The sequence below is a fragment of the Pseudomonas sp. NDM genome, assembly GCF_003105095.1.
Taxonomy (GTDB): domain Bacteria; phylum Pseudomonadota; class Gammaproteobacteria; order Pseudomonadales; family Pseudomonadaceae; genus Aquipseudomonas; species Aquipseudomonas moraviensis_A.
Map to the genome: position 1 here is coordinate 79085 of NZ_QETJ01000009.1, position 11013 is coordinate 90097.

The 11013-nt window shown below is 60.6% G+C and carries 6 protein-coding genes; 5 read left to right on the forward strand and 1 reads right to left on the reverse strand.

Annotation, left to right across the window (positions count from 1 at the left end):
• Positions 1-179 precede the first annotated feature (179 nt).
• Positions 180-4133, reverse strand: a complete 3954-nt coding sequence (putA, locus tag DCO47_RS04385) for a trifunctional transcriptional regulator/proline dehydrogenase/L-glutamate gamma-semialdehyde dehydrogenase (protein WP_116657549.1) — start codon at positions 4131-4133, stop codon at positions 180-182.
• Between the two features lie 458 nt (positions 4134-4591).
• Here putA and putP point away from each other — a divergent pair, with 458 nt between their 5' ends.
• The 5 genes from putP (at position 4592) to DCO47_RS04410 (ending at position 10789) form a co-directional block, all read left to right on the forward strand.
• Complete coding sequence (putP, locus tag DCO47_RS04390) at positions 4592-6076, forward strand: sodium/proline symporter PutP (RefSeq protein ID WP_065615468.1); 1485 nt, start codon at positions 4592-4594, stop codon at positions 6074-6076.
• A gap of 352 nt (positions 6077-6428) precedes the next feature.
• Positions 6429-8441 carry a type VI secretion system tip protein TssI/VgrG gene (tssI, locus tag DCO47_RS04395; protein WP_116657550.1) on the forward strand — a complete coding sequence of 671 codons (2013 nt, stop codon included), beginning with the start codon at positions 6429-6431 and terminating at the stop codon, positions 8439-8441.
• A complete protein-coding gene (locus DCO47_RS04400; RefSeq protein ID WP_116657551.1) occupies positions 8431-9144 on the forward strand; it encodes a DUF4123 domain-containing protein in 714 nt (237 codons plus the stop codon). The genes tssI and DCO47_RS04400 overlap by 11 nt, the downstream gene beginning before the upstream one ends.
• A 326-nt stretch (positions 9145-9470) precedes the next feature.
• Entirely contained in the window at positions 9471-9791 is a 321-nt protein-coding gene (locus DCO47_RS04405) for a hypothetical protein (RefSeq protein WP_116657552.1), read from the forward strand.
• Between the two features lie 158 nt (positions 9792-9949).
• On the forward strand, positions 9950-10789 hold the full coding sequence (locus DCO47_RS04410; protein ID WP_116657553.1) for a 23S rRNA (adenine(2030)-N(6))-methyltransferase RlmJ: 840 nt from the start codon (positions 9950-9952) through the stop codon (positions 10787-10789).
• The last annotated feature ends 224 nt before the right edge of the window (positions 10790-11013 follow it).

The following is an 11013-nucleotide window of genomic DNA, read 5'->3' on the forward strand; positions in this document are numbered from 1 at the left end:
TACCTTAAAGAAAGTATGCCGCAGTCTAGGTAGGCCCATAAAAATGGGGAAGGAAGATAGATAAGGGTGATGGGGCGGCACAAGCCACAAGCTTCAAGCTGCAAGTAAGGGCAGTTTGCTTTTACTTGCAGCTTGCAGCTTGCAGCTTGCAGCTTTTCGCTCGAAGCTTGTAGCTGCTTTTATCCGATGGTCATCAAGCTGGCATTACCCCCCGCCGCAGCGGTGTTGACGCTCAATGCCCGCTCGATCACCAGACGCTCCAGGGCAATGTTGGTCTCGCCCTGGGACAGGCCCTGAACCCCAACGATCGCGCCGCCGCGCTGGGCGATCTGCTGGCAGACGCCGCGCAACTGGTCGGAATGGCCGTGATGCAGCACTGCGTCGAACACCACCTCGTCCTTGTTCCAGTCGGCAACGCGCTTGATCCGCGCCTGGACTTCCTTCGGCAGACGGGCGAACAAGGCCTTGGTCTGCTCGGATTCCGGCCATACCGCCGAACCGCCCACCGCCAGCACCGCGGCCAGTTGCGTCAACAGATCACCTTCAACCTCCGCGAGGCACAGTACGTGCTCGCGCGGCAGGATCGCGTAGCTGTTTTTCTCGCCGGTCGGACCGGCCAGCACGCGGGTGATGCCGCTCTGAGATTGCGCCGCGTATTGCACGCACAGGGTGCTCAGGTCGGCGAACTTGTTGTTGTCGGCCCAGGCTTTCAGGGCGTTCAACGATTGGCTCATGGCATCGCGCAAGCGCACGTCCGGGGCGACGATGGCGTCACCGCGAGCGAAGGATTGTTCGATGGCGTCAGCAGGACGCGTCGACAGCAGGCGGTACAGATACAGCGGGCCGCCGGCTTTCGGGCCAGTACCCGACAGGCCTTCGCCGCCGAATGGCTGCACGCCGACCACGGCACCGACGATGTTGCGGTTGACGTAGACGTTACCGGCGTTGACGTTGTCGATCACCTTGGCGATGGTTTCGTCGATGCGCGTGTGCACGCCCAGCGTCAGGCCGTAACCGGAGGCGTTGATCTGACCGATCAGTTGATCCAGCTCTTTGCGCTTGTAGCGCACCACGTGCAGTACCGGGCCGAAGATTTCGCGTTGCAGTTCGTCGAAGCTTTCCAGCTCGATCAGGGTCGGCATGACGAAGGTGCCGCGCTTGACCTCTTCGCTGTCGGCAATCGCTACCTGGTAAACATTGCGGCCTTTATCGCGCATGCCCTGGATGTGCTTGTCGATGCCAGCCTTGGCTTCGGCGTCGATCACCGGGCCGATGTCCACGGACAGGCGCTCCGGGTTACCGAGGCGGCTTTCAGCCATGGCACCCTTGAGCATTTCGATGACGCGATCGGCGGAGTCTTCCTGCAAGCACAGTACCCGCAGGGCCGAGCAACGCTGGCCGGCACTGTCGAAAGCCGACGACACCACGTCGATCACGACTTGTTCGGTGAGTGCCGAGGAGTCGACGATCATCGCATTCTGGCCACCGGTTTCGGCGATCAGTGGAATCGGCCGGCCCTGGCTGTCTAGGCGCCCAGCGATGTTGCGTTGCAGCAGGCGCGCGACTTCGGTCGAGCCGGTGAACATCACGCCTTTGACGCGCTCATCACCTACCAGACCAGCGCCGACCGTTTCACCACGCCCCGGCAGCAGTTGCAGCACGCCTTCCGGAATCCCGGCTTCGAGCAGCAAGCGCACGGCTTGCGCGGCGACCAGCGGGGTTTGCTCCGCAGGTTTGGCCAGTACCGGGTTGCCGGCAGCCAATGCCGCAGCGACTTGGCCGCTGAAGATCGCCAGCGGGAAGTTCCACGGGCTGATGCACACCACCGGACCCAGTGGGCGGTGGGCGTCGTTGCTGAAATCGTTGCGCGCCTGCACTGCGTAATAGCGCAGGAAGTCGACGGCTTCGCGGACTTCGGCGATGGCGTTGGCGAAGGTCTTGCCGGCTTCGCGAGCCAGCAGGCCCATCAGCGGCTGGATTTCACCTTCCATCAAGTCAGCGGCACGTTCCAGAATCGCTGCACGTTCGGCCGGCGGCGTGGCCTGCCAGATCGGCGCGGCGTTCAGCGCGCACTGAATGGCGTTGTCGACGTCTTCGACGGTGGCTTCCTGCACGTGACCAACCACATCGCGGTGATCGGCCGGATTCAGCACGGCAACCGGCGTTTCGTTGCTGGACGCGCAACCGAGCATCGGCGCGGCTTTCCAGTCGTTATGCGCGGTGGCGAGCAGAGCGCAGGACAGCGAAGCCAGACGATGTTCGTTGGCCATGTCGATGCCGCTGGAGTTGGCACGCTCGGCACCGTACAGGTCACGCGGCAGCGGAATGCGTGGGTGCGGCAGACCGAAACCACCTTCCACGGTCGCCATCTGCTCGATCTGCGCCACCGGATCGGCCACCAGTTCCTGAATCGAAATCGACTGGTCGGCGATGCGGTTGACGAACGAGGTGTTGGCGCCGTTTTCCAGCAGACGACGCACGAGGTACGCCAGCAGGGTTTCGTGGGTGCCGACCGGAGCGTACACGCGGCACGGACGGTTCAGCTTGCCCTCGGATACTTTGCCTACAACCTGTTCGTACAGCGGTTCGCCCATGCCGTGCAGGCACTGGAATTCGTACTGGCCCGGGTAATAATTCTGACCGGCAATGTGATAGATCGCCGACAAGGTGTGGGCGTTGTGCGTGGCGAACTGCGGATAAATGACTTCCGGCACCGACAGCAGTTTGCGTGCGCAAGCGATGTAGGAAACGTCGGTGTACACCTTGCGGGTATAGACCGGATAGCCTTCCAGGCCTTCGACCTGGGCGCGCTTGATTTCGCTGTCCCAGTACGCACCTTTTACCAGACGGATCATCAGGCGATGACGGCTGCGACGGGCCAGATCGATCACGTAGTCGATCACGTACGGGCAACGCTTCTGATAAGCCTGGATAACGAAACCGATGCCGTTCCAGCCGGTCAGTTGCGGCTCGAAGCACAGACGCTCGAGCAGATCCAGCGACAGCTCGAGGCGGTCGGCTTCTTCGGCGTCGATGTTCAGGCCGATGTCGTATTGCTTGGCCAGCAGGGTCAGCGACAGCAGACGCGGGTACAGCTCGTCCATGACGCGCTCGTATTGCGCACGGCTGTAGCGCGGGTGCAGCGCCGAGAGCTTGATGGAAATGCCCGGACCTTCATAAATCCCACGACCGTGGGACGCTTTGCCGATCGAATGGATCGCCTGTTCGTAAGACGCCAGGTATTTCTGCGCGTCGACTTCGGTGAGTGCCGCTTCACCGAGCATGTCGTAGGAATAACGGAAGCCCTTGGCTTCGAACTTGCTCGCATTGGCCAGTGCTTCGGCGATGGTTTCGCCGGTGACGAACTGCTCGCCCATCAGGCGCATGGCCATGTCGACGCCCTTGCGGATCATCGGCTCGCCGCTCTTGCCAATGATGCGGCTCAGCGAAGAAGTCAGGCCGGCTTCATTGTGGGTGGAAACCAGTTTGCCGGTCAGCAGCAGGCCCCAGGTCGCCGCGTTGACGAACAGCGAAGGGCTGTTGCCCAGGTGCGGATGCCAGTTGCCGGTGCTGATCTTGTCGCGGATCAGCGCATCGCGAGTGCCCTTGTCGGGGATACGCAGCAGCGCTTCGGCAAGACACATCAGCGCCACGCCTTCCTGGGACGACAGGGAAAATTCCTGCAGCAGGCCCTGAACAATACCGGCACGACCGCCGGCACTCTTCTGGTTACGCAGTTTTTCCGCGATGGTCGCGGCGAGTTTGTTGGTGGCTTCGGCCATTGGAGCCGGCAGGCGCGCCTGCTCGATCAGCATCGGCACCACTTCCGGCTCAGGACGGCGGTAGGCCGCGGTGATCGAGGCACGCAGAACCGATTGCGGCAGGATGCTTTCGGCGAATTCGAGGAAACATTGGTGAGCGTGATCGGTCTGCACTTCGCCTGCGTCATCGGCATCTTTGGCGGTCAAACCGTTCAACTCGGTCAGGGTTGCACCACCCTCGAGCTTTTCCAGGTAATTGAAAATTGCCTGTTTGATCAGCCAGTGCGGCGTGCGATCAATCGAGGTTGCGGCAGCCTTGAGGCGCTCGCGGGTCGGGTCATCAAGTTTGACCCCAAGGGTGGTGGTAGCCATATTTTTATCCTCATGGTTGCCACAGTTGCGTGGCATCAGCTGGCCGCAAGATTAGCCGTGCGCCGAATGAGGTGCAACCGGGTGCAACCCTTTTTTTGTCGGAATAATTCGCAGCTCGTCAGGAAATAATTTCTGGCACGAAAGTGCCGCTCCTGCTTGGTGCTTTTGCTTCTACCAACCAGCGTTGACTGCCACAAAAGGGAGCAAAAACACGCTGCTCTTCGAATATTCCGACTAGGTGCAACTGATTCTGGCGAAACTGGTTGCACCTTATTTGCTTTGTTGCATAGCATTCGCCGCCAAGGTGCAACCGGGAATAACCCGGTGTACCGGCTGATGGCTTTCCTGGGGAAACATCAGTCTTAAATGCGCGGGATCCCGGATCGTCTGCCAAACGTCGTCGTTTGCGAGCGGTTCACCACCGCCGCTACATAAAAACAAAGCCAGGGCGTAACTTAATGAGCGTTAGCAATCCAACCTTGATCACATTCGTGATCTACATCGCAGCAATGGTGCTGATCGGCTTCATGGCCTATCGCTCCACCAACAACCTTTCCGACTATATTCTCGGCGGTCGCAGCCTCGGTAGCGTGGTAACTGCGCTGTCCGCCGGTGCCTCGGACATGAGCGGCTGGTTGCTGATGGGCCTGCCGGGCGCCATCTACATGTCCGGTCTGTCCGAAAGCTGGATCGCCATCGGCCTGATCGTCGGTGCTTATCTGAACTGGCTGTTCGTCGCCGGCCGTCTGCGGGTGCAGACCGAGCACAACGGCGATGCCCTGACTCTGCCGGACTATTTCTCCAGCCGTTTCGAAGATAAAAGCGGCCTGCTGCGGATTATCTCGGCGGTGGTGATCCTGGTGTTCTTCACCATCTACTGCGCTTCCGGCATCGTCGCGGGTGCGCGTCTGTTCGAAAGCACCTTCGGCATGTCCTACGAGACAGCGCTGTGGGCCGGTGCGGCGGCGACGATTGCCTACACCTTCGTCGGCGGTTTCCTCGCAGTCAGCTGGACTGACACGGTACAAGCCACGCTGATGATCTTCGCACTGATCCTCACGCCGATCATCGTGCTGCTGGCGACCGGCGGCGTCGACACCACGTTCCTGGCCATCGAAGCCAACGATCCAAGCAACTTCGACATGCTCAAGGGCACCACCTTCATCGGTGTGATTTCGCTGTTGGGCTGGGGCCTGGGTTACTTCGGTCAGCCGCACATCCTCGCGCGTTTCATGGCGGCGGATTCGGTGAAATCGATCGCCAATGCCCGTCGCATCTCCATGACCTGGATGATCCTGTGCCTGGGCGGCACCGTGGCCGTGGGCTTCTTCGGTATCGCCTACTTCTCGGCGCACCCGGAGGTGGCTGGCCCGGTGACCGAGAACCACGAGCGTGTGTTCATCGAACTGGCGAAAATCCTCTTTAACCCATGGGTTGCCGGTGTGTTGCTGTCGGCGATTCTCGCCGCTGTGATGAGCACCCTGAGCTGCCAATTGCTGGTGTGCTCGAGCGCCCTGACCGAAGACTTCTACAAGACCTTCCTGCGTAAAACCGCGTCCCAGGTCGAGCTGGTCTGGGTCGGTCGCGCCATGGTGCTGCTGGTAGCACTTATCGCTATCGCACTGGCCGCTGACCCGGATAACCGCGTACTGGGCCTGGTGTCCTACGCCTGGGCTGGTTTCGGCGCTGCGTTCGGCCCTGTTGTGCTGATCTCGGTGGTCTGGAAAGGCATGACCCGAGACGGCGCACTGGCCGGTATCCTGGTCGGCGCGATCACCGTTGTAGCCTGGAAACACTGGGAAGTGATGGGTTTGTACGAAATCATCCCTGGCTTCATCTTCGCCAGCCTGGCCATCTACATCGTCAGCAAGCTCGGCGCGCCGACAGCCGGAATGGTGCAGCGCTTCGAAGCGGCGGAGAAGGATTTCCACCTGAACAAGTAATGCGCTGAGCTCCGGCTCACACGAAAACGGCCCGTTTCCTACAGGAGGCGGGCCGTTTTTTTTGTGCCTGTGATTTCTCCGGTTCACTGCGATCTTCTGTAGGAGTGAGCCTGCTCGCGATAGCGGTCTGACATTCACCATCGATGTCGCAGAGACACCGCTATCGCGAGCAGGCTCACTCCTACAGTGGGACGATGGTGAGTTTAAGGGATATGTCTGTAGTTAAAGGCGTGACGTTCCGAAGGGCTTTCAGCAAACCACGTAGGGCAATTCTGAATTTCCCGTCACCTGCTCATCCCCCCTTGCCCCTCATGCAGAATCGCCCGCCCTTCATTCTGCAGAGAGACATCGGATGTTCGCCCCTGCCAATCAACCGCGTTTCACGTTGACCCTCGAAGGCACCCAGCATGACCTCAAGGTCCTTGAATTCACCGGCAGGGAGGCCATCAGCCAGCCTTTTCGCTTCGAGCTGGAACTGGTCAGCGAGCGGCCGGATCTGGAGTTGGAAAGCCTGCTGCATAGTCAGGCGTTTCTGAGTTTCGATGCTCAGGGTTCCGGCATTCATGGTCAGATTTATCAGGTCGGGCAGGGCGATTCCGCGAAGCGTCTGACACGCTATCACCTCAGCCTCGTCCCGCGTCTGACGTATCTTGGGCATCGCATCAACCAACGGATTTTCCAGCACCAGAGCGTGCCGCAAATCGTCACTCGGATTCTCAAGGACCATTCGATCCTGCGCGATGCCTTTGAATTTCGCCTCGGCAGCGAATACCCGGAGCGCGAATACTGCGTGCAATACGCTGAAAGCGATCTGGCCTTTATCCAGCGTCTATGTGCCGAGGTCGGCATTCATTACCACTTCCAACACAGCCCCGAAGGCCATTTTCTGGTCTTCGGCGACGACCAGACCGTGTTCCCGAAACTGCCCGAGCCGACGCTGTATCTGCCGGGCAGCGGCATGTCGGCTGGCGCGCCGGCGATTCAACGTTTCAACGTGCGCGTGGAAACCCGCACCAGTGTCGTCACCCGGCGTGACTACAATTTCGAAAGACCACGCCTGTCTCTGCAAGGCCGCAGCGACGGCGAACAACGTCCGGTGCTGGAGGACTACCACTTCCCCGGGCAATTCAATGATCGCGAAACCGGCAAGCACCTGGCGCGGCGAGCGCTGGAACGGCACGTCGCTGACTACCGTCAGGCCGAAGGCCGCAGCGACGAATCCGCATTGGTCTGCGGACATTTCCTGCAGCTCACCGAACATCCGCGCAGCGACTGGAATGATCTGTGGTTGCTCACTGCCGTTGAACACCGGGGCCGTCAGCCGCAGGTGCTCGAGGAATCGGTGACCAGCGATGGCGAATCGTTCCAGGGTTACCGCAATACCTTCGTGGCCACACCGTGGGACGTGTTCTATCGTCCGGCGCTCGGGCCGGAGAAACCGCGCATGTCCGGTTACCAACCCGCCGTTGTCACTGGTCCGAAAGACCTGGAAATCCATTGCGATGAATACGGGCGGGTCAAAGTCCAACTGGCCTGGGATCGCGATGGCGAGCTGAACGAGCACTCCAGTTGCTGGCTACGTGTCGCGGCCGGTTGGGCCCACGATCACTACGGCAGCGTGTTGATTCCGCGAGTCGGAATGGAAGTGCTGGTCGGCTTCATCGATGGCGATGCCGACAAGCCGCTGGTCATGGGTTGCCTGCCAAATGCGGCGACCCCGGTGCCGCTGGACCTGCCGGCGGACAAGACCCGCAGCATTTTCCGCAGCCAGAGCAGCCCCGGCGGTGGCGGGTATAACGAACTGCGCATCGAGGACAAGAAGGGCGCCGAGGAAATCTACCTGCGTGCCCAGCGCAACTGGACCCAGCACGTACTCAACGACCAGCAACTGCAGGTCGATAATCAGCGCAGTGTGGTCGTCGCCGGCACTGTCCGCCATGAACTCAAGGCCGACGAGCAACGCATCACCCATGGTCGGCGGCAGACCGAGGTCAGGCAGGATGACCATTTGTCCGTACTCGGCGACCAGCAGGTTCGGGTGAACAGCCAGGCGACCAGCGCTTCTGCGCAGATCCATATAAGCGCGGGCCAGCAAGTGGTCATCGATGGCGGCGCGAGTGCGACGATTCAGGCGGGCGGGCAGTGGATCAATATCGGCCCCGGCGGGATTTTCAGCAGCGTACCGATTGTCGTGGGCGGCGCGCCGATGCTGGCGACCAGCGCTGCGCCAGTGGTGCCGGGACTGGTGGAAAAACTCGCCGCGCCGGCAGCCATCCTCACCGCCGCACAAATCATGAGTTTCAAGGGCGATGCGCCGTTCTGCGAAGAGTGTGAACGTTGTAAGGACGGTGTTTGTGCAGTCTGAAGAATTGACGCCCGAACAGTGGCTGGCGCGTCAGCCGCTGCACGCGTCGGAGCAACTGTTCGCAATTTTCAGCCGCGCCAGTGATGCCGATGTTTTTGCGGCCTGGCGGGGCACGGCTGATCCGATCTGGGCCGAGACGATTTATGCCGAGTGGGACGCGGTGATGCCTTACGTGGGAATTGTCGCTGCGGACAGTGAGTTTTTACGTTGGGTGGCACAAACCGACTCGCGGGATTGGGGGTGGCTGGCGGTGTCTTCGGCGGATCTGGAAGCGCTGGTCGAGCATTTCCGCAGCTTGACTCAAGTGCTGATGCCGGACGGTAAACCAGTGTTTTTTCGCTTCTGGGATGGGCGGTATCTGCTGCCTCTATTGCAGGTCGATGAGGTCAATCCGGCGCAGTTGCTGCCGGTGATTTCGCGAGGCTTGATCAATGGCAAAGCCGTTGAAATCGGCGGCCGGGCGCTGGTTTCGGGGCGAGTCTTTCCGTGGTGGAGGGTGCCGGACCGGGTGTTGACGCAGACCGATGAAAGCGTTCGCGTCGCGAATGTTCTGCAATGGCTAGGCGAGGAGCAACCGGCCGTGTTCGAGGCGTTTCCCGAGGCGGTGCTGCGCTGCAAGGTCGGGCAGTTTTTCAAATCATCGATGTCGGAAGATTCGTCACGATCAGCGCTTCTGGAGTTTTTGCTGGCAGAGGCAGAGTGAAATTTCGGGGCAAACGCTTCGGACGTTTCCTTCGAATTGCGGCGGTTTTCATGAACTGGTGCGCGGTGGGTTGCAGGGATAGTCTTTTCGTTGTCACTGCGAGAGTGGTGGCAGGGGGTAGGATCCCGAACTCTGAAGTGCACAAGCGCCGCAGGCTGAATACGAGGGTCAAAACGTATTCATGAGAAGTTGACGGCGGCTGTGTGCGGGACACGTTTCGACGTGGCTGATTTGGAGTTCTCAGTTCCTACTCCCGCACATGGCTGCCACCCAAACCCGTAGGAAGGTCAATGGCGGCTCCACTCAGAACTTCAGGGATGCCAAGAATGACAACGACAAAACATGATCCGCCCTACAAGAAAATCGAACCTCACCCCGACAACCGCTTCATGGCCCTGACCGGCAATTGCAGCGACATGCCCAGCCTGTTCATCGACACCCACGTGCCCCTCGACATCCTCATGGACGCCGCCAACTACCGCATTCGCGCCGTGGCCCAGGTCCTGGAAAACATGTGCATGCGCGGCTCGATCGAATGCGACTCCGTGATCCTCAGCGACTTCGCCCTGCTGTGCGCCATCCCATTGCGCGATGGCTGTGATGTGCTGGACGTCATCGGCAAGCGCCTGCGCAGCTTACCCGCCTGAAAAAGATCAAAAGATCGCAGCTTTCTGCAGAGTGAGCGCCTATCCCATTTAGGAGCTGCCGAAGGCTGCGATCTTTTGATGTTGAGGCCCGCTCGGCTGCGAACCCCTGACTTGCCGCCCGGTAAAAGGTAAACTTTGCGGCCCTCGCAGGAGCAGCCATGAATTATCGTCACGCCTTCCATGCCGGCAATCACGCCGATGTGTTCAAACACCTGACCTTGACCCGCCTCATCGCCCTGATGTCGCGCAAGGAGCAGCCGTTTGCCTATCTCGACACGCACGCCGGCATTGGTCTGTATGACTTGCAGGGCGATCAGGCCAATCGCACCGGCGAGTACCTGGAAGGCATCGCGCGGTTGTGGGATCAGCCGGACCTGCCGGCGCTGACCGCCGACTACATGAAGGTGCTGCACGAGATGAACCCGGATGGCCAGTTGCGCTACTACCCGGGTTCGCCCGAGCTGGCGCGGCGTCTGACCCGGCCGCAGGATCGGGTGATGCTCAACGAGAAGCACCCCGAAGACGGTGTGTTGCTCAAGGACAACATGGCCGGTGATCGTCGGGTGAAAGTGCATCTGGGCGAGGGCTGGCATGTGGCGCGGGCGATGTTGCCGGTGCAGGAGAAGCGCGCGGTGATGCTGATCGATCCGCCGTTCGAGCAGCTCGACGAGATGCAGCGCTGTGCGGCGTCGATGAAAGAAGCCATCGGCCGTATGCGCCAGACCGTAGCTGCGATCTGGTATCCGGTGAAGGATCAGCGTGCACTGCGGCGCTTCTATCAGGATCTGGCCGGCACGGGTGCGCCGAAGCTGCTGCGTGTCGAGTTGCTCGTGCATCCGCTGGACACGCCGAACAGCCTGAACGGTTCCGGGCTGGCGATCGCCAATCCGCCGTGGGGGCTGGAGGAAGAGTTGCGTGAGTTGCTGCCGTGGCTGTCGAAGACGCTGGGGCAGACCCAGGGCGGCTGGCAGATGGATTGGCTGATTGCCGAGAGCTGATCAACAGCAAGATCAAAAGATCGCAGCCTTCGGCAGCTCCTACAGTTGAAATGCGTTTCCCTGTAGGAGATGCCGACGGCTGCGATCTCTTGATTTCAGGGGTTAGTTGGCTGCCAGGCTCGCCGGCAAGCGAACACCGGGGCCGCCCATGCCGCAGTACACTTCCGGCTTCTTCGCCAGAGACAGATGGAGATCGGCCCAGGCGCACGACACGGTCGGTGTCC